Annotated in this window: 15 protein-coding genes; 1 reads left to right on the top strand and 14 read right to left on the bottom strand. The window is 63.1% G+C overall.

Going from position 1 to position 16703, the window contains the following annotated elements:
* Nucleotides 1–176 precede the first annotated feature (176 nt).
* From G4D77_RS22010 to G4D77_RS22000, 3 genes are all read right to left on the bottom strand, one after another.
* Nucleotides 177–971, bottom strand: coding sequence for a hypothetical protein (locus tag G4D77_RS22010; protein WP_154833592.1), 795 nt, complete (start codon nt 969–971; stop codon nt 177–179).
* 95 nt (nt 972–1066) lie between these two features.
* Nucleotides 1067–2584, bottom strand: coding sequence for an alkaline phosphatase (locus G4D77_RS22005; protein WP_047326519.1), 1518 nt, complete (start codon nt 2582–2584; stop codon nt 1067–1069).
* Nucleotides 2585–2622: 38 nt separating this feature from the next.
* Nucleotides 2623–4035, bottom strand: coding sequence for an alkaline phosphatase (locus G4D77_RS22000; protein WP_046986463.1), 1413 nt, complete (start codon nt 4033–4035; stop codon nt 2623–2625).
* Between the two features lie 194 nt (nt 4036–4229).
* On the opposite strand from G4D77_RS22000, the gene G4D77_RS21995 reads away from it, so the two are divergent.
* Complete coding sequence (locus G4D77_RS21995) at nt 4230–5327, top strand: MBL fold metallo-hydrolase (protein ID WP_213757738.1); 1098 nt, start codon at nt 4230–4232, stop codon at nt 5325–5327.
* A gap of 20 nt (nt 5328–5347) precedes the next feature.
* Here the strand turns inward: G4D77_RS21995 and G4D77_RS21990 are convergent, their stop codons facing one another.
* From G4D77_RS21990 to G4D77_RS21940, 11 genes are all read right to left on the bottom strand, one after another.
* A complete protein-coding gene (locus G4D77_RS21990; protein WP_034364807.1) occupies nt 5348–6229 on the bottom strand; it encodes a class I SAM-dependent methyltransferase in 882 nt (293 codons plus the stop codon).
* Nucleotides 6226–6846, bottom strand: a complete 621-nt coding sequence (locus G4D77_RS21985; RefSeq protein ID WP_016445546.1) for a DUF1415 domain-containing protein — start codon at nt 6844–6846, stop codon at nt 6226–6228. The genes G4D77_RS21990 and G4D77_RS21985 overlap by 4 nt, the downstream gene beginning before the upstream one ends.
* 138 nt (nt 6847–6984) lie before the next feature.
* Nucleotides 6985–8163 carry a deoxyguanosinetriphosphate triphosphohydrolase gene (locus G4D77_RS21980; protein WP_034364810.1) on the bottom strand — a complete coding sequence of 393 codons (1179 nt, stop codon included), beginning with the start codon at nt 8161–8163 and terminating at the stop codon, nt 6985–6987.
* Nucleotides 8164–8228: 65 nt separating this feature from the next.
* A complete protein-coding gene (gene aroB, locus G4D77_RS21975) occupies nt 8229–9347 on the bottom strand; it encodes a 3-dehydroquinate synthase (protein ID WP_154833590.1) in 1119 nt (372 codons plus the stop codon).
* Between the two features lie 129 nt (nt 9348–9476).
* Nucleotides 9477–10046 (bottom strand): shikimate kinase, encoded by a 570-nt coding sequence (locus G4D77_RS21970; RefSeq protein WP_227740906.1) that lies wholly within the window; start codon nt 10044–10046, stop codon nt 9477–9479.
* Nucleotides 9995–11524, bottom strand: coding sequence for an Ig-like domain-containing protein (locus G4D77_RS21965; RefSeq protein WP_154833589.1), 1530 nt, complete (start codon nt 11522–11524; stop codon nt 9995–9997). The genes G4D77_RS21970 and G4D77_RS21965 overlap by 52 nt, the downstream gene beginning before the upstream one ends.
* Nucleotides 11525–11547: 23 nt before the next feature.
* Nucleotides 11548–13695, bottom strand: coding sequence for a type IV pilus secretin PilQ (locus G4D77_RS21960; protein WP_154833588.1), 2148 nt, complete (start codon nt 13693–13695; stop codon nt 11548–11550).
* Complete coding sequence (locus tag G4D77_RS21955; protein WP_026062714.1) at nt 13692–14240, bottom strand: pilus assembly protein PilP; 549 nt, start codon at nt 14238–14240, stop codon at nt 13692–13694. Before G4D77_RS21955 ends, G4D77_RS21960 begins: the two co-directional genes overlap by 4 nt.
* Nucleotides 14237–14914 (bottom strand): type IV pilus inner membrane component PilO, encoded by a 678-nt coding sequence (locus tag G4D77_RS21950; protein WP_154833587.1) that lies wholly within the window; start codon nt 14912–14914, stop codon nt 14237–14239. Before G4D77_RS21950 ends, G4D77_RS21955 begins: the two co-directional genes overlap by 4 nt.
* On the bottom strand, nt 14914–15525 hold the full coding sequence (locus G4D77_RS21945) for a PilN domain-containing protein (RefSeq protein WP_154833586.1): 612 nt from the start codon (nt 15523–15525) through the stop codon (nt 14914–14916). The genes G4D77_RS21950 and G4D77_RS21945 overlap by 1 nt, the downstream gene beginning before the upstream one ends.
* A complete protein-coding gene (locus tag G4D77_RS21940; RefSeq protein ID WP_026062715.1) occupies nt 15522–16601 on the bottom strand; it encodes a pilus assembly protein PilM in 1080 nt (359 codons plus the stop codon). The genes G4D77_RS21945 and G4D77_RS21940 overlap by 4 nt, the downstream gene beginning before the upstream one ends.
* Nucleotides 16602–16703: the final 102 nt, after the last annotated feature.

Raw genomic sequence — 16703 nt, 5'->3', positions numbered from 1 at the left:
GAGCCGCTGCGCGGCTTCCCCCTGAAGGGGGACGGCGCCATCGCCGCGAGGCGGCTCTTGCTCGGCGCCCCTGGTGTTAGGCTGCGCCGGTTTCCAGCGCCATGCGTTTGAGCATTGAAATGGGGAATAAAAAAGAGCTGCCTCCGGGCAGCTCTTTGCATTGGGGTGTCAGGTGCTCAATCCAGCAAGTCGGAGTAGTCGCCCTTGTCATAGCCTTCGATGGTCTTCCAGGGCTGGGCCAGCGGTGCGCGCAGCTTGCTGGCGGTGACGACGATGCGCTCGGTGCCGTGGGAGTCGCTGCGCTCCACGCGGCGGGCGAACTGGTTGGCCACGTCCCAGTCGATGACGGTGGTCTGCTCGCCTGCCGTGCCGCGGTAGCGCTGCACGCCGTTGTGCGGTTTGCCCACGCGCTCCATGCCCTGCAGCGCGGTGGGAGGCACGATCCAGTACACGTTGTCGAAGGAGCCGCCGTAGCCCACGTTGCCGTGGTGGGCCAGGTCCACGCTGATGACGCGGCGCAGCTTGGCCAGGATGACTTCCACGCCGACCTTGCCGTCATCGGCGCGGCGGATGGACAGGGGTGCGGCGCGGGCTTCGTCATGGGCGTGGCCGGCGTGCGGGCCGTGGGCGTGGTCATGGCCGTGCTCCTGGCTCTGGCGCAGGGCGGCGGGCATTTCGCGCTCTATCCATAGCTGGGCCTTGCGGCGGTAGACGCGGTTGGTATAGACGCTGCTGCGCTGCACGCCGTCGCTGCCCACGCTCATGGCTTCGTAGGTGATGCGCAGGTCGGCCTCGGGCGTGGCCTGTACGGCGGCCGTGGTGCGCGCCACGGAATCCGCAGGGACTGCGGCCGTGGGTGCGGGTGCCGGCTTGGACGGCTCGGCGGCCCATGCTGCGGAGACGGAGCAGGCCAGCAGCGCGGCCGCGTAGATGTGGCGCGCCGCGCGCGGCGCCGGAAGGGAGAGCGTCATGGAATCCAGCCGATGCGAAAAAACCGGGGCCGGGCACACGCATGCGCCACGGCTCCGGCCAGGGGTTGGCAAGCAGCCAACGAAGGAAGAAACAATTACAGGCCAGCGGCTTCGCGGACCTTGGAGAACACCTTGGTGTTGTCCATCGTGCCCTTGAAGATCTTGGCGCCCGCGCCGCCGGCGAACAGCATCACGTCGCCGCCGCCATGGGTCTCGGAGCCCGGCGTGCCCAGGTTCAGGCCCACCTCCTGCAGGTAGTTGTCGTCCGTGGTGTCCACGCCGCTGAGGTCCTGGCGCTCCGCGCCGCGTGTGGGCGCAATCCAGGGCTTGTTGCCATCTTCGGCATTGACCTGGCTGGAGGCCGTGGCGTTGGGACGTCCGCCATTGCCGAAGGCCAGCGTGGTGTAGGGCTTGCCGTCCTGGGCCTTGGCCATCTGGCCGCTCTGGTAGTCCTGCACCTTGCCCAGGATGGGGTTGCCGATCCTGGAGTAGCCGTTGAACACCATGTTGTGGTCGTGATCGGCGGTGACGACGATCAGCGTGTTCTTCAGGCCCGGATCCTTCTTTTCCATGTAGGCCATGGCGGTCTCGATGGCGCGGTCGAAGGCCAGCGTGTCTTCCAGCGCACGCTTGGCATTGGTGCCGTGCAGTGCGTGGTCGATGCGGCCGCCTTCCACCATCAGGAAGAAGCCCTTGTCATTGCGGCTGAGCACGTCCAGCGCCTTGCCGGTCATGTCGGACAGGCTGGGCTCGTCCAGCCTTTGCTTGACGCGGTCCAGCTCGTAGGCCATTTCGCTTTGCGTGAACAGGCCCAGCAGCTTGGGCGCCTTGGTCGCGTCCAGGGCCGCCAGCTCGCTGCCCTTGGCAACATAGGCGTAGCCCTTGGCCTTCATCATGTCCACGAGGTTGGCCGTGTCCGTGCGCTTGCTGCTGGGGTTGACCGACTTGGGCAGGTAGTTGCGCTGGCCGCCACCCATGAGCACGTCGATGCCGTCGCCCAGCCTGGCGTTGTAGTTGGCATGGCCGGGCACGGACTGCTCGGCAATGCTGTTGTAGCCATTGCGGTTGCAGATATGGGCATAGGTGGCCGCAGGCGTGGCATGGCCCACGCGCGTGGTGGAGATGGCGCCCACGGCGCGACCCTTGGCCTTGGACAGCTCCAGCAGGGTCTGCGCGGGCTGGCCGTTGCCGGCCGGGCAGGTGGTGTCCTCGCCGTTGATGTACTGCTGGCCGTTGGCCGCGTAGGCCATGGTCTCGGCCGACATGGAGATGACTTCGTTGTTCATCTTCACGCCGGTCATGTAGGCGGCCATCGAGGGCGCGCTGTCCGTGGTCTGGCCATCGCGCGAGAAGGTCTTGATGCGGCTGGCGTAGGGCAGGGACTGCATGGTCAGCGTGGCGCGTTCGCTGCTGGCCAGGGAGCCGGCCTTTTCGGCCAGCTGCTTTTCACCCTTGTAGATGCGCGCGGCGGTCACGGTGACCGGCCCCATGCCGTCGCCGAGGAAGAAGATGACGTTCTTGGCCTCGCCAGCCGCATGGGCTGCAGGCGCCAGCAGCGCCAGCGCGCCGGCCGCCGCCAGGGCGAGGGAGGTCTTTTGGAGGATCGGATGCATGTGGAATTCCTTGAGTGCCTTGAATGCAGCGTGCGGCATCACAAGCCGATGCTCTTCTTGATCAGGTTGAACACGGCCGTGTTGTCGATCACGCCCGAGAACGTATCGGCACCCATGCCTTGAGCCCCCAGGAACACGTCGCCGCCGCCGTGGGTTTCGGAGGCCAGGGGCACCACGGCCTCCTGCAGGTAGTCGGGGCTCTCCAGCGAAGCCGCGTCGATGGGGCCGCGCGTGGCCAGGCGCTTGGGACCGTTGCCGAAGCCCAGGATGGTGTAGGGATTGCCATCCACATCGGTGGAGGCCTTGCCGTCCACGTAGTTCTTGACCAGGCCCAGCACGCCGGGCTTGCCGGCCTCGGTCTTGCCGGTGCGCGCGGCATAGCCGTTCAGGTGCAGCGTGTGGTCATGGTCGGCTGTGACGACGATCAGCGTGTTCTTCAGGCCCGGATCGAGCTTGGCCATCTTGTCCAGCGCGGTCTGGATGGCGTTGTCGAAGGCCACGGTATCCTGCAGCGCGCGGCGCGCGTTGGTGGCGTGCAGTGCATGGTCGATGCGGCCGCCTTCCACCATCAGGAAGAAGCCCTTCTTCTTGGCCGACAGCGCGTCGATGGCCTTGCCCGTCATCTCGGCCAGGCTCGGTTCCTTGGTCGCATCGCGGTCCAGGTCATAGGCCATGTGGTCCTTGGTGAACAGGCCGGCGATCTTGCTGCCGTCCACGGGCAGCTTGTCGAACTCGCTCTTGTTGGCGGCGTAGCTGTATTTTTGCGTCTTGAACTCGGCGATCAGGTTGCGGCTGTCGTTGCGGCGGCCGCCGTCGGCCTTGGGCGTGAAGTAGTACGAGCCACCGCCCAGGATCACGTCCACGCCGTCGCCGAGCTTGCTGTTGTAGCCGGATCCGCCAGGCACCAGGGCCGCGGCAATGGTGTTTTCCGCATCGCGGTGGCAGACGTGCGAATAGGTGGTTGCCGGCGTGGCATGCGTGATGCGCGCGGTGGAGACCACGCCCGTGCCGTAGCCGGCGGACTTCATCTGCTCGAGCAGCGTGGGAACGGCCTGGCCGTTGCCGCTGGGGCAGGTGCTGTCGTAGTTGGTGTGATAGGCCTTGCCGCTGGCATCCGTGGCCTTGGTGTCGGGCGTCATGGAGATGACTTCGTTGTTCATCTTCACGCCGGTCATGTAGGCGGCCATCGAGGGTGCGCTGTCCGTCACCTGGGCGTCGTTCGAGAAGGTGTGGACGAAGGCCGTCTCGGGCAGCTTGTCCATGGTCAGCTCACCGTCTTCGCCCACGCTGTAGATGCGCGCGGCGGTCATGGTGGTGATGCCCATGCCGTCACCCAGGAAGAACAGCACGTTCTTGGTCGGGGTGGCAGCGGACGATCCATCGCTGCCGCCACAGGCGCTCAACAGCAGCGACGCACCGGCCAGCGCGCTGCACAACATCTTCAGTTTCATGCGGATATCCCTCTGTAGGCAGGGGACCCCGCGGCAAGGCCGCGCCCTCCCCCTGTTGATTGATTTGTGCACTGTAGGAACAGCCCGTGACGAGCCAGTGACAGTCAGCCCAGGCCGGCAGGCGTATCGTTGCAGGCAAGGCGCTGAGGGCCGGATAGCATTGCGGCCAACCCAGCGACGGAACAAGGAACCCCATGAACCAGACAGACCAAGACCCGATCGCCTCGCAGGCCCCGGAAGCGCCGCCCAGGCCGGTGCTCGACTACCCGTTCGAGGCGCCGCCGCAGCGCGGGCAGACGCTGGAGGTGGCGCCCGGCGTGCTCTGGCTGCGCATGCCCCTGCCCTATGCGCTGGACCACATCAATCTCTGGGCCATCGATGACGGCCAGGGCTGGGCCATCGTCGATACGGGTGCGCGCACCGACGAAGGCGTGGCCACCTGGCGCGCGCTGTTCTCCCAATCCACCGATGGCCGCTCGCTGACGCGCGTCTTCGTCACCCACATGCACCCCGACCATGTGGGTCTGGCCGGATGGCTGACGCGCAAGTTCCATGTGCCCCTGTACATGACGCGCCTGGAATACCTCAACTGCCGCGTCGTGGTCTCGGACTGCAGCCGCGAGGCCCCGCCCGACGCCATCGCCTTCTACCGCCGCGCAGGCTGGAGCGACAGCGCACTGGAGTCCTACCGCGCCCGCTTCGGCAACTTCGGCAAGCACATCCATGCCCTGCCCGACAGCTACCGCCGCCTGCACGATGGAGAGGAACTGCGCATAGGAAAGCACCTGTGGCGCGTGGTGGTCGGCAGCGGCCACTCGCCCGAGCACGCCAGCCTCTACTGCCCCGATCTCAAGCTGTTGATCTCGGGCGACCAGGTGCTGCCACGCATCTCGTCCAACGTCTCGGTCCATGCCATGGAGCCAGACGCCAACCCCATGGCCGACTGGATGGATTCTCTGGAAAAGGTCAGGCGCGAAGTGCCCGACGATGTGCTCGTCCTGCCCGCGCATGGCGATTGCTTTCGCGGCCTGCATGCGCGCATCGATTCGCTGGCGGCAGGCCAGGAGCGCGCCAACGCCCGCTTGCTGGCCGCACTGGCCGAACCGCGTCGCGCCGTCGATGTCTTCGGCGCTCTGTTCTCACGCCCCATCAGCGAATCCAGCCCCGCCCTGCTGGGCATGGCCACGGGCGAAAGCCTGGCCTGCCTGAATCATTTGATGCATGCAGGGCAGGTGGAGCGCAACATTGATGCCGATGGCATCGCCTGGTACCACGCCGTGGCGGGGGTCTGAGACTGCTGCAGGCAGCCGGCTCAGGCCGCCTGCAGCAGCGGATAGCGCTGTGCCATCGCATCCTGCAGGCCGAACTCCGCCAGGATGGCGCGCATGCGCTCAACCGCACTGCGCTTTTTCTGCCCCGTGTAACGCGCAATGATCAGCTCGTTCTTCATGCTGTGCTCCCAGCCGACCAGCTCGGTCACGGTGACCTGGTAACCGCAGGCTTCCAGGTACAGGCAGCGCAGCACGTTGGTGAGCTGGCTGCCCATTTCGCGCGTGTGTATGGGATGGCGCCACAGTTCGGCCAGCGGCGTGCGCGTCAGGCTCAGCGCCTTGGTCTGGCGCAGGCAGGCAGCGACCTCGGCCTGGCAGCAGGGCACCAGCACCATGGCCTTGGCCTTTTTCTCCAGGCCGAAGGCGATGGCATCGTCGGTGGCGGTGTCGCAGGCATGCAGGGCCGTGACCACGTCGAATTGCGCAGGCATGAAGTCGGCATGCGTGGATTCGGCCACCGACATGTTGAGGAAGCCCATGCGGTCGAAGCCCAGCTCGGCGGCCAGCTTCTGCGAAGCCTCCACCAGCGGCGCGCGCGTTTCTATGCCGTAGATATGGCCGCGCCCCAGCGGCTTGAAATACAGGTCGTAGAGGATGAATCCCAGGTAGGACTTGCCGGCGCCGTGGTCGGCCAGGGTGACCGCATGGCCGTCGGCCGACAGTTCTTCGAGGATGGGCGCGATGAACTGGTAGAGGTGGTAGACCTGCTTGAGCTTGCGGCGCGAATCCTGGTTGATCTTGCCTTCGCGCGTGAGGATGTGCAGTGCCTTGAGCAGTTCAATGGACTGGCCGGGCTTGAGGCCCAGCTGCGCGGTCACATCCTGCTCGGGCTTTGCGGCAGGCTTGCCCTGGCGCGCCTTCATTCGGCAGCGCCCGGCTTGGCTGCGTGCGCCATAGGGCAGCGCGCGCCCACACCCAGGTCCAGCCAGCCTTCGATGCCGATCTTCTCCAGCGTCTCCATGTTGCGCTCGTAGATGGATTCGGCTTCGGGGAACACCTCGACCGCCTTGTCTATGCTGTCCTCGCGCAGCAGGTGCAGCGTCGGATAGGGCGAGCGGTTGGTGCAGTTGGTGACGTCGTCGGCTTCGGTGCCCTCGAACTGGAACTGCGGGTGGAACGAAGCCACCTGCAGTATGCCGCCCAGGTCCAGCTCCTCGACCATGGCGTCGGCCACTTCGAGAAAGTCGTTGAAGTCCAGGAAGTCCTGCAATGCGTGCGGCAGGATCAGCAGCGTGGTGTCGCGCTTGTCCGGGGAGGCCTCGGCCAGGGCTTCCAGCTCGCGGTGCAGGTCTGCCGCCACGCCTTCGGCGTCGGTGGCCTGGCTGACCGTGTAGTGGATCTGGCCCTTGATGTGCACGCCCTTGGCGAAGGGGCACAGGTTCAGGCCGATCACGGCCTTTTCGAGCCAGTGCACCGTATCCTCGATCACGGTGACAGGCGGAAACTCGGCCGCGCGAATCTCGTGGTTGGTATCGGTCATGGCTGTGCCCTTCAAAAATGCGAACGGGGGCACTGCGCCCCCAGACATTGCGAAACCGTCCAGGAACCCTTCCCTGCCCTGTCACGCAGGGTCCGCATTCTAGCCGCGCAGCCCCGGCGACGCCGTTGCTCGGATTTCTCAGCCCAGCAGGCGCAGGCCTGTCAGCAGCTCATGCTCACGGGCCGCGTAGCGGTCCGTCATCCCGGCGATGAAGTCGGCCACCACCCGCGCACGCGCCGATACGTCCTCGGCCAGCATGGCCCGCTGCACGAAGCGCGGCTTCATGCGGTCGGGCTCGACCATGTAGGCCGCAAACAGCTCGGCCACCACCTGCTGCGCGCCTTCCATGGTCTTCACCACCTGCTCATGGCGGTAGAGATTGCGGAACAGGAACTGCTTGAGCTGCTGCGACTGCTGCCTCATGGTATCGCTGAAGCCCACCAGAGGGCCAGGCTGGGCGCGCACCTCGTCCACCGAACAGGGCCGCGCCTGCGCAATGCGCTGCTGCGTGGCGGCGATCACGTCATAGACCTGATCGCTGAGCATGCGGCGGATGCTTTCGTACAGCAGGCGCCGCTCGGCCAGGGGCATGCCCAGTTGAGGATGCTCGGCCAGTGTTGCGTCGTGATAGCGCGCGAACAGGGGAACAGCCTCGCACAGCTGGGGCATGGTGATCAGGCCGGAGCGCACGCCATCGTCCACGTCATGGGCGTTGTAGGCAATGGCATCGGCCAGGTTGCACAGCTGGGCCTCCAGCGAAGGCTGCCGGCCCAGCAAAAAGCGCTGGGCCACGCCGCCGGGCTCGCGCGCCTCCAGGTGCTCGGCATTGGTGCGCGAGCAGTGCTTGAGAACGCCCTCGCGCGTCTCGAAGCTCAGGTTCAGGCCGTCAAAGGCTGGATAGCGCTCTTCCAGCCGGTCCACCACGCGCAGGCTTTGCAGGTTGTGCTCGAAGCCGCCATGCGGCTGCATGCAGGCATTGAGCGCATCCTGGCCCGCATGGCCGAAGGGGGTGTGGCCCAGGTCGTGGGCCAGACAGATGGCCTCGACCAGATCTTCGTCAAGTTGCAGCGATCGGGCCACCGAGCGGCCCAGCTGAGCCACTTCCAGCGAGTGCGTCAGGCGGGTGCGGAACAGGTCGCCCTCATGGTTGACGAAGACCTGGGTCTTGTAGACCAGGCGCCGGAAGGCCGAGGAATGGACGATGCGGTCCCGGTCGCGCTGGAAGTCGCTGCGCGTGGGCGCAGGCGCCTCCGGGAAACGCCGCCCCCGGCTGAACGCCGGGTTGCAGGCATAGGGGGCCAGGGCCTGTTTCTGCATTCGATCGCCTCATCATGCTGACAAGGGCACTCTAGCAGTTCTGGCTTGCCCCCCAGCGCCGCGCGTCAGGCGCAGCAGGCGTCTATGACTTCGCGCACCAAGGCATCGGGCGCCGAGCGCATGACGGCCTTTCCCGGCCCGTCAATGAGAACGAAGCGGATCTCGCCCGCCTCGGACTTCTTGTCCACGCGCATCAGTTCCAGATAGCGGCCAGCGTTGTCACGCGCATCCAGCACGGCGCCGCGCACCGGCAGGCCCGCACGTTCGATCAGCACGCGCAGCCTTTGCACAAAGGCGGCATCCACCAGGCCAAGGCGCTGCGACAGCTCGGCCGCCATGACCATGCCTGCGCCCACGCCTTCGCCGTGCAGCCAGTTGCCGTAGCCCATGCCGGCTTCGATCGCATGCCCGAAGGTGTGGCCGAAATTGAGAATGGCGCGCAATCCGGCCTCTTTCTCGTCCTGCCCCACCACCCAGGCCTTGATCTCCACGCTGCGCTTGATCGCGTGCGCCAGTGCAGTGCGGTCGCGGCCAAGCAAGGCGTCCATGTTCTCCTCCAGCCAGGCCAGGAAGTCCATGTCGGCGATGGGCCCGTACTTGATGACCTCGGCCAGGCCGGCGCTCAGCTCGCGTGCGGGCAGCGTGTCCAGCGAGGCCAGATCGCAAACCACCAGCTGCGGCTGGTAGAAGGCGCCGATCATGTTCTTGCCCAGCGGATGGTTGATGGCGGTCTTGCCGCCCACCGACGAGTCCACCTGCGACAACAGCGTGGTGGGCACTTGCACGAAGGGCACGCCGCGCATGTAGCTGGCGGCAGCAAAGCCCGTCATGTCGCCAATGACGCCGCCGCCCAGCGCGAACAGCACGGTCTTGCGGTCGCAACCACCGGACAGCAGGTCATCGAAGATCAGGTTCAGCGTCTGCCAGTCCTTGTGGGCTTCGCCATCGGGCAGCACCACGGTCCGCACGCTGCGGTAGCGCTGCTCCAGCACGCGGCGCAGTGCGGGCTCATAGAGCGGTGCGACCACATCGTTGCTGACGATGACGGCCTGTGCCGCAGAAGGCAGCGCGGCATAGGTGGCTGCCTGGTCCAGCAGGCCGGTGCCGATGGCAATCGGATAGGAGCGCTCACCCAGGTCAATGGTCACGACCTGGGCAGCAGGCGAGGAGGAGGCGTGGGGCAAGATGATGTCGCTCCAGGGGAGAAAGAATGAAAAGGTTTCCGCGACACGGCAGCGCGCCCGGCAACTGCCGATCTTAAAGAAAAAGGCCTCGGCAAGTGCCGAGGCCTTTGGTGTTCCAGCGGGCAGCGTTCAGGCCAGTTCCGCCTGCATGCGTATGCGCTGGGCGGCCTGCGCCACAGACAGGCCGGATGTCTGGATCACGAAGTGCGCCGTCTCCAGATACAGGGGCTCGCGCTGCAGCAGCAACTCGCGCAGGCGCAACGCCGGATCCTCCACCTGCAGCAAGGGCCGCGTCACATCGTTGCGCAGCCGCGCCGCGATGTCCTCTGGCGTGCAATCCAGGTAGAAGACCTGGGTGCGCTCATGCAGATGGCGGCGATTTTGCTCGCGCAGCACCACGCCGCCGCCCGTGGACAACAGCAGGCTGGATGTGGAGGCCGACAGCTCATCAATGACCTGCGACTCCATGTCGCGAAAAGCCTGCTCGCCCTCACGCTCGAAAAACTCCCGGATGCTGCAGCCCAGGCGCTGCTCGATCACATGGTCCGAATCCACAAAACGCATCGACCACAGGCGCGCCAGCTGGCGCCCTATGGTCGATTTGCCGGAGCCGGGCAGGCCGATCAGAGCGATCGGCCTGTGCCCCGTTAAGGGGCTGTCGGAGTAGTGGGAGCTGTCGGAGTGGTGGCAGTCGCGCATGCCGGATAGTCCACGGGCAGGGTCAAGGTGCTCACATTATTATTGGATTTGAAGGTGAACTGCACCTGAGTCGAGCCTGCAGGAGCACCAGGCTTCGAAGTCACCTGGAAAGCAACTCCGCTGCGGCCGGAGACACGATCAAGCACCGGGGATCCGTTGAACACGGACACCGTCACATTGGTGTCCAGGGATTTGGCCTCGATGGTCGTCCCGGCCGGCGCAGGGAAGCCCCTAGGAGTTCCTAGTTCACCCGTCCAGATGGCATTACAAGTGGCATCCAACTTGCTCACCGTCAATTTATTGACCAACGCACCGCTTTGGTACAGGCTCAGCCAACCCACCGAAGTAGCCTTCAGGAACAGGCTGTCGCTGATGACTTGGCCCGTGCCCAGCACAGTCGAAATGGCCACGTTGATCAGTTGACCGTCGGCAGGACGCGGATTCTGCACCTGGTAGTCCACCGTGCACAGTCCGTTGACTGTCTGGCAGCCGCCACGATTGGAGGAACCAACGCGGCCGAAGTCCACTGTTGCGACCACAGGTACACCATCGGATACCGGATTACCGTTACTGTCCACGATGCCAATACGCAGTGTGGATGTATCACCGGAAAGATCCAGGTCCAGGTTGAACTTGGAGGCAGAAAGATCGAAGCCGCGCTGCGTGGAAATACCGGTGGTCACGGTCAAAAGATCTGACTGCGACGTCACGTTCCGACCATTCACCGTTGCCCTCACGACAACGGAAGTGGGTGCGCTTTTGGACGATACCGACGTGGTCACAATGCCATCATTGTTCGAGCGAGCCTGGGCAATATTGACCTGGACACCTCCTGTGGCTTCCACGAAATCCACAACTACGTCTTTGATCGGGCTGCCGCTGGAATCAACCACCTTGAAACGAAGGATGGCGGTCTCAGAGCGCCCATTGCCACCCGATCCTTTGATAACAATGGATTTGTCAGACGGGACCACGTCCAGAAAATTGATGGCCTGGACCAGGGCCTGAGGATCACCTGTGGGAGGTGCGCTCGTAATGGCCAGATTCTGACCGCCGGACACTTCCTTGGTTGCAATTGTGGCAGAGGCCTTGACGCGGGTCGCACCAATCGAGGTTGCGGTGGCCGCTGAAATTTCCACTTCAGCCACACCCTTGCTGTCCGTCAGGGCAGTCCTGGATTCAGGACTGAATTTCAGCAGACTCCCACCATCTTCCGAAAACGTAACAATTTCATTGGCAACTGCAGCACCTTTGGAATCCAGCAGGGTCGCACGCGCCCTGGCGGTGCTCTCGGACGCGGTGATCGAAATGACACCCTGCGCGCTGGAGGACGCGCCAGTGATCACCTGAATCGTCATGGTTCCTGCCGGAGTCTCGGTTCCTCCTCCCGTGCCACCACCGGTGCCCGGATTTCCCCCTCCGCCGCCACATGCGACCAGCGTAAAGGCCGTCAAAGCGGCCAGCCACAACTTTTTCATCAGAAATCTCCCTAAATTTTCACTCAGCGTTTTGCAGTGCTATCAGAAATCATTTTTGGTGTAATGAATACCAGCATTTCTCTCTTGGAAGAGGCCCTGGAGCGGCTCTTGAAAAGATTACCCAGAACAGGCACATCACCCAGCAAAGGAATCTTGTTTTCCTGATTGGTTTCTTCCAACTCAAAAATACCGCCAATCACCACAGTGCCACCGTTTTGTACCAGGATCTGCGTCTTGATATGCTTGGTATCAATAGCTACACCTTGGATCGTTGTTTCACCGCGAGAATCCTTGTTGATATCCAGATCCAGGATGATATCGCCTTCAGGAGTTATTTGCGGCGTCACTTCCAGTTTCAACACCGCCTTCTTGAAGGCTATGGTGGTCGCTCCGTTGGGCGCGGTGACTGAATATGGGTATTCAGTACCCTGCTCGATCAGCGCCTTGGTCTGGTCAGCGGTCATGAGACGAGGACTTGAAATGATTTTGCCTTGTCCATCGGCCTCCATTGCCGAAAGCTCCAGCGTAAGAAAGCGATTGGCTGCAGCATTGAAGATGGACATGGCAAATGTGCCAGACCCTGCAACACCTGCCACAGAGGCAGGAAGATTCACGAAGCTGCCCGAAGTGTTGACCGTGCCTCCAGCACCGGCAGAAGCATTTGCGTTATCGAACCCGGTACCGAAGACAACACGATTGTCACCGCCGATGCTGTAGCCGCCATCACCACCACGCTGGGCACGCAAGTCCCCGCCGCCAAGGCGCACCCCCAGGGCACGACCGAACGTGTCACGGGCTTCCACAATACGCGCTTCAATGAGCACTTGCCGCACTGGCACATCCAGCGTGGCCAGCAATGCCTTCATCGCCTCAAGCTTGGCGGGAGTGTCCGTCACAAAGAGCTGGTTGGTTCGAGGCTCGGAGATTGCGGACCCGCGCTCGGACAGAAATCTCGTCGCAGTTCCGCCAGCCCCGGCAGAGCTGGTGTTCGTCGTGATTTGCAACAGGATATCGGCCGCCTTCGCATAGTTCAGCTGAAAGCCCTGGGTGCGCAGCGGCTCCAGTTTCTGGATTTCCATCGCGGCTTCATAGTCACGCTTGGTGCGCGCATCGATTTCATCCTTGGGCGCAATCCAGAGCACCGAGCCCGACTTGCGCATGCCCAGGCCCTTGGCATCCATGATGATCTGCAGCGCCTGGTCCCAGGGAACATCCTTCAGACGCAGGGTCAGCGCCCCGGAAACCGTGTCCGAGGTCACGATGTTGAAGTTCGTGAAGTCGGCAATCACCTGCAGCAGGGACCGCACTTCGATGTTCTGGAAATTCAGGGAGAGCTTTTCACCGCTGTAGCCGGGGCCCTGCGTGAGCTTGCTCACATCCACCTTTTTCTGGCGGACCTCGATCACAAACTGGCTGTCGCTTTGGTAGGCGCTGTGCTCCCAGTCGCCTACGGGAGCGATACGCATGCGCACGGACTCCCCCTGCTGCACCGAGGAGATTGTCTGCACCGGTGTTCCGAAATCCGCAACATCCAGCTTGCGGCGCAAGCCTTCAGGCAGGGAAGAACGCAGAAAATCGACGACCAGTTCCTTGCCTTCGCGGCGCAGATCCACGCCGACCTGGCTATTGCTCAATCCCACGACGATGCGGCCCGAGCCATCGCTGCCACGACGGAAATCAACATCCCGAATGGGTTGGACATCGCTACCAACGGCTGTCTTGGCTTCAAACACACCCAGCTGTGCAGAAGGCTTCACCGCAGCAGATGCAGCCACAGGATCCAGCAGGATCAGCAACGCCTTGCCTTGGCGTTCAGTGCGGTAGGAAGTCGCCGTTTTCAAATTCAGCACCAGCCGGGAACGGCCCGAGGCCTCCACGATATTGATGGAACGCAGGTTGCCCTGGTTGAGCTCGACCATCGATTTGCCCGTCGCATTGGTTGCGCCAGGAAAATCCAGTGCGATCCGTGCAGGCGACTGGATCGCAAATCCGGTCGGATCCGCAGCCAGCGCTTCGGAAAGCTCGATGCGCACCACCTCGGTGCCCCCCTGGATGGAACCGGAGACCGACTCTATCGCGGACTGCGCCCATGCAAAGGAGCCCAGCAACCAACCGCCCAAGGCGATTCCCCAGCGAGCTTTGTGAGACATGCTGCGATGTGTGCCCATCATTTCCTTCCCTCCTGCAACTCCAGTGTGCTATTTCTTTCTATCCAGTCGCCGCTGCCATCCTGGACGATTTCGCGCAACTGGATGGAAGTCTCCGTGATCCGGGTGATCTTTCCGTAGTTCTGGCCCAGGTAATTTCCTGCACGGACCTGATACAGCAATGTTCCGACTCTGATCAAGGCCGTGGGCACACCCTTCTTGTCCAGGCTGCCCACCATGGTCATTGCATCCAGGGGCTCTGCTTCCAGCGGCTCCTTGCGGCGGTTGAGCTCTGCAGCCATCAAGCTGGTATTCGCGTTGGACTGCACGGACTCTCTGCGCAACACCTGCATCAGCTTCAGAGGGTTGAAGGGATCCATCCCCTCCGAACCCAGGTAGGCCTGAGGCGTGAATAACTTCGGCTCTTCCAATGGTTTGACGCGAGGCTTTGCATTGGCACGCTCCTGTGCCATCCAGGTCTGCAATTCCTCATGCTCGGATGAAGTGCACGCCACCAGCGACAGACAGGCGGCCAGCACAAGCCAGCCGCGAAAACGCATTTGCCTCATTTCTTGCCCTTCCCGGCGGCCGCACGCTGCGCCTGCACTTCCTCGGCATCCAGGTAGCGGAAGGTTCGCGCCGTCGCCTCCATGCTCAAGACCTCGCTGCCCTCCTTGCCCCCAGGGACAATCGACAAGTTGTTCAAGGTCACGATGCGCGACAGGTAGGCCACGTCGGAAGCGAATGAACCGATGTCATGAAAACGTCCTGTGACCTTCAAAGCAATGGGCAGCTCGGCGTAGTACTCCTTGACCACCATGGCCCCAGGGCGGAACGTTTCAAACTGAAGGCTGCGCCCCAGTCCGGCCTGGTTGATGTCCGAGAGCAGCGCAGCCATTTCCGCCTTGCTGGGCAACTGCTTTTCCAGCTGTGTCACATATTGCTGGACCTGTTCACGCTGCTTCTTCAGGCCATCCAGGCTGACCGCCTTGGACAGCTTCTGGCTGAAGTCCTGGCGCAGCGTGACTTCGGTGTTGCGCTCCTGCTCCAGCGTGTCCTCATAGTCCTTGATCAGTACGTACCAGAGCAAGGCGGCGACGCCCAACGCAATGGCAACGCACAACAGAAAACGCGGCAGCAAGGGCCACCGCGAAGGATCATTGGGATCAAGACCACGGAATTGGCGCTGGATGTTCTCCTGCAATGCGGAGAAGTCGATGTCGTTCTTTTTCTTCTTGGCCATCACTGGGACTTTCCTGGGTTGGCCGCCGTCGGAAGGCCTTTCTCCGCAACGCTGGCGCGCGTGAGTTGGAAGCGCAGATTGAACGCTGCAGCACGGCGCTGGTCCTTGGGCGTTACGTTCACCGCCCTGGCCACGATCTCCACCAGTTCCGGCTTGGAGATCCAGGGCGTTCCCTCGGACAGATTGCGCAGCATTTCGGACACCCGCTCATTGGACTGCGCCGTGCCCTGCATGGTCACGGCCAGACCTTCCTGCTTGATGCTGGTGATGTAGACGCCATCGGGCAGTTGGGCCACCAGCTCGTTGAGCATGTGCACCGGCAGATTGCGATCGGACTGCAGGTCTTCCACGGCCTTTTGCCGGGCGCGCAGGGCCGTGATTTCATCCTCCAGCCCGGCGATTTCCTTGATCTGGGACTCCAGCACCGTGATCTCGGCGCGCAGCATGCTGTTCTTCGCCTGCTGGGCTTCGATCATCGTCTGATACCACCAGTAGACAGCACCAATGATCAAAAGCCCTATCAGGGCCGAGAGGACCATCGTGGCCTGGAATGCTTCCTTGCGTCGCTTGCGTGTGGCTTCTCTGTGAGGAAGCAGATTGATCAGGATCACGACACAAACCTCCGCATGGCCAGACCGCAGGCGGTCAGGTAGGCGGGGGCCTCGCGCGACATGCGCTTGAGGCGCACGCCGCTGCCGACTTCCATGCCATCGAAGGGATTGGCAAGGCTGCAGGCAAATCCGGTCTGCTGCGTGATGGCCTCCGACAGGCCGGAAAGCGGTGCCGAGCCGCCAGCCAGCAGGATGTGGTCTATGCGGTTGTGGGGCGTGCTGGTGAAAAAGAACTGCAGTGCACGCGACACTTCCTGCGTCATGCTCTGCACGAAGGGCTTGAGCACGGCGGAGGCGTAGTCCTCCGGCAGTTCGCCGTTGCGCTTCTTGGACTCGGCCTCTTCGAGGGAGAAACCATATTGGCGCGCGATCAGCTGCGTCAGCTGGGCGCCGCCAAAGGCCTGGTCACGGTCGTACAGCACCTCGTCGTCACGCAGGATCTGCATGCTGGTCGTCATGGCGCCTACCTCGAACAGCGCCACCAAAGCGTTGTTGCCCTGATTGGGCAGGCGCTCGATCAACCGTCCGGCGGCCATGCGGGAGGCATGGGGCTCGATGTCGATGACCATCGGCTTGAGGCCGGCCGCCTCGGCCAGGCCCTGGCGGTCCTGCACCTTCTCGCGGCGGGAGGCGGCAATGAGCACATCCACGTCGCCAGGCGAATTCGATGACGGGCCTATGACACAGAAGTCCAGACTCACTTCGTCGAGCGAAAAAGGAATGTACTGATTGGCCTCGGATTCGACCTGGACCTCCAGTTCCTGCTCGCTCATGCCGTCGGGCAGCGAAATCTTCTTGGTGATCACGGCCGAAGCCGGCAATGCCATGGCCACGTTCTTGGTCCGCGTGCCGCTTTTTTTGACCAGCCGCCGTACAGCCTCTGCCACTTCGTCGAACTTTTCGATGTTGCCGTCCGTAATCCATCCCCGCTCCAGCGGCTCGATGGCACAGCGCTCCAGCAACAGTTCGCCCGACCTGGCACGAGACAGCTCAACGAGCTTGGCGCTCGAAGAACTGATGTCGATGCCTAGCAAAGGTGCGGGCTGGCGACTGAATAAGGATCCCATAGCAATCAACTTGCCCTCCCTCTTCTTGTGTATGTAAAGAACGCAACAAACCTTCACATATAGGTTGAATGCTATCAGCAAGACTGCGCGCAACTCACCATGCCTGCCGGA

It is taken from the genome of Delftia sp. WY8, assembly GCF_018437695.1.
Classification (GTDB): Bacteria; Pseudomonadota; Gammaproteobacteria; order Burkholderiales; family Burkholderiaceae_C; genus Comamonas; species Comamonas tsuruhatensis.
This window is presented reverse-complemented; position numbering and strand designations above follow the sequence as displayed.

Coding starts and splice junctions, on each gene's coding strand:
- G4D77_RS22005 (WP_047326519.1), bottom strand. CDS start 2,584: ATGCATCCGATCCTCCAAAAGACCTCCCTCGCCCTGGCGGCGGCCGGC.
- G4D77_RS21995 (WP_213757738.1), top strand. CDS start 4,230: ATGAACCAGACAGACCAAGACCCGATCGCCTCGCAGGCCCCGGAAGCG.
- G4D77_RS21950 (WP_154833587.1), bottom strand. CDS start 14,914: ATGGCCAAGAAGAAAAAGAACGACATCGACTTCTCCGCATTGCAGGAG.
- G4D77_RS21985 (WP_016445546.1), bottom strand. CDS start 6,846: ATGACCGATACCAACCACGAGATTCGCGCGGCCGAGTTTCCGCCTGTC.
- G4D77_RS22000 (WP_046986463.1), bottom strand. CDS start 4,035: ATGAAACTGAAGATGTTGTGCAGCGCGCTGGCCGGTGCGTCGCTGCTG.
- G4D77_RS21955 (WP_026062714.1), bottom strand. CDS start 14,240: ATGAGGCAAATGCGTTTTCGCGGCTGGCTTGTGCTGGCCGCCTGTCTG.
- G4D77_RS21960 (WP_154833588.1), bottom strand. CDS start 13,695: ATGATGGGCACACATCGCAGCATGTCTCACAAAGCTCGCTGGGGAATC.
- G4D77_RS22010 (WP_154833592.1), bottom strand. CDS start 971: ATGACGCTCTCCCTTCCGGCGCCGCGCGCGGCGCGCCACATCTACGCG.
- G4D77_RS21990 (WP_034364807.1), bottom strand. CDS start 6,229: ATGAAGGCGCGCCAGGGCAAGCCTGCCGCAAAGCCCGAGCAGGATGTG.
- G4D77_RS21970 (WP_227740906.1), bottom strand. CDS start 10,046: ATGCGCGACTGCCACCACTCCGACAGCTCCCACTACTCCGACAGCCCC.
- G4D77_RS21980 (WP_034364810.1), bottom strand. CDS start 8,163: ATGCAGAAACAGGCCCTGGCCCCCTATGCCTGCAACCCGGCGTTCAGC.
- G4D77_RS21965 (WP_154833589.1), bottom strand. CDS start 11,524: ATGAAAAAGTTGTGGCTGGCCGCTTTGACGGCCTTTACGCTGGTCGCA.